Consider the following 1,387-nt stretch of genomic DNA (forward strand, 5'->3'; position numbering starts at 1 on the left):
GCTTGATCCTGATCCTCTTCTCCCAGGTCCCGGTATCCTTGTTGCGAACCTGGGTAATGTGTTGTCTGCCGAAGATTGCTGCATCGGACAGTCGCAAACCTGTGAACATGAAAATCGCCAGCGCCATACGAGCCATAGTGCCGCGCGCATGCCGTTTCTCATACTGGACGATCTCCGACACTTCCCAGGTGTGGAAACCTTCGCCATTGCCCGAAGTCAGGCGCTTTATTCCGTTTGCCGGATTGACCTCGACCATCTCGGCATCCTTGGCCCAAGCGAACATTGCGCTAATGGCTTTTGTAATATTGTTGGCTGCCCCCGGAGCGTCTGACCGGGTATCACGGAGCTCCTTGACGTGAGCCCGCTTCATGGCCGCGAATGGTAATGAACCCTTCGTCGAGAAGTCCGGATTGACTGGCCCGCTCAGCGGGTGAGGCAGGTTGCAAACGCCCTCGAGTATTGTTCGTCGTCGAAGCATCGTGCCTTCGCCGACCCCTGCCCCACCGCGCCGGAAATACTCCTGGCAAAGCCACATCAGGCTGCCGCGAGGGGCCACTGGCCTGGCTACAGGCCTGACCACATTCTGAGCCGAAGCATAGGGAACGCCATCTCGCGCGCAGCGCACTTCTTCGTGGAACTCGGCTGAACCCGGCTTTTCTCGCAGACGGATCTTTTTTCTACCCGGTGCGCGGAAGTACAGCCGGATATTGCCGTGCCGATCCCTGTCTTCGACAACGCCTTTCAGATTGAATTTCACCATGGTGCTCGCCACGTCCATCACCTGCGATCCCAAGGATTATCGCTGGAGGACACGCCGTCAAGTTTGCTGTTGCGGTGTGGTAGCCGCCCGAATGCCTCTGCCAGTTCCTCCACATCCCAGACATAGCGCTCTTTGCTGGGCATCCGCGGTTGTGGCATACGGCCATCCGCGACCATCTGGTCGAACGTCGTTGGACTGACGCCGATAGCTACCGCTGCCTGTTCTCGATTAATGCCGAACAGCAGGAGCCCGCCAAGTGCGCGTTTCATTGCTTTTCTCGCTGCACATCGCCTCGCGGGCTGAGTTCCGCGACAGTGGAGCATTCACCTAAGAAGCAATCACGCTACCCTTTCCTTGCAATGCCTGGAATGGATCTGTCCGGCCAATGCGGCAAACGGCGGTAACGGCGTGAAAATAGGATAGCAGACCGCGGCTGCGGGGGTTCGAGTGCTATCGTCGGCATGCTGCTTGACAGCAAGTTGAAGCCATTGTTCGTGGCAAGGATGGATGGGGAAGATACCTAAATGTAATCAATTAGTTACGACATTCGTCGTGGAAAAATCTCACACGAAAGTCCTGCTTCCTTTCTTTTTTCGAACTTTTTTGGTCGTGTCCTAGGCCGAACTA

Annotated in this window: 1 protein-coding gene and 1 pseudogene; both read right to left on the reverse strand. The window is 56.4% G+C overall.

What is annotated here, in order from left to right; genetic code table 11:
- Nucleotides 1-760: pseudogene (locus tag EOA22_RS33625) on the reverse strand (hypothetical protein); the annotation flags it as partial.
- A 17-nt stretch (nt 761-777) separates the two neighbouring features.
- Nucleotides 778-1,029 carry a hypothetical protein gene (locus tag EOA22_RS33630; protein ID WP_063170774.1) on the reverse strand — a complete coding sequence of 84 codons (252 nt, stop codon included), beginning with the start codon at nt 1,027-1,029 and terminating at the stop codon, nt 778-780.
- Between the last annotated feature and the right edge of the window lie 358 nt (nt 1,030-1,387).

The sequence above is a fragment of the Mesorhizobium sp. M7A.F.Ca.US.014.04.1.1 genome, from assembly GCF_003998745.1.
GTDB lineage: Bacteria > Pseudomonadota > Alphaproteobacteria > Rhizobiales > Rhizobiaceae > Mesorhizobium > Mesorhizobium ciceri.

Bases quoted from the DNA above. Each gene is read 5' to 3' on its own strand.
- EOA22_RS33630 (WP_063170774.1), bottom strand. From the start codon at position 1,029: ATGAAACGCGCACTTGGCGGGCTCCTGCTGTTCGGCATTAATCGAGAA.